Consider the following 317-nt stretch of genomic DNA (forward strand, 5'->3'; position numbering starts at 1 on the left):
GGCGCTTTAGGCGATCGGACGTACGGAGGACCTGCGATTTTCACCGGACAATCGATTGCTGGCAATCGCCGGCTATGCGCGCAAGCGCCTGCTGGTCCCGCGCATCGACGTCGAGGCCGGATCGGATGGTCCCGATGTCACGATCCATGGTTTCATGGAGCTGACATCAGGCAACATGGGCGAAATCCATGGCCTGGATTTCATCGATGACCGCACCCTGGCGAATGGCCGATATCTCGCGACTCTGGCCGGCTGGTTGCTCTCGAGGCAGGTTGAATATGGCGACCAGTCCATCGCGGTTGCCAATCGCCAGGGTG

1 pseudogene is annotated in these 317 nt (G+C 60.6%); it reads left to right on the forward strand.

Features of this window, described 5'->3' with window-relative positions:
- Positions 1 to 55: 55 nt before the first annotated feature.
- Positions 56 to 317, forward strand: a pseudogene (locus EN861_RS36570) (hypothetical protein); the annotation flags it as partial.

Origin of the sequence: Mesorhizobium sp. M8A.F.Ca.ET.218.01.1.1 (assembly GCF_004791165.1) — a bacterium.
Lineage (GTDB): Bacteria > Pseudomonadota > Alphaproteobacteria > Rhizobiales > Rhizobiaceae > Mesorhizobium.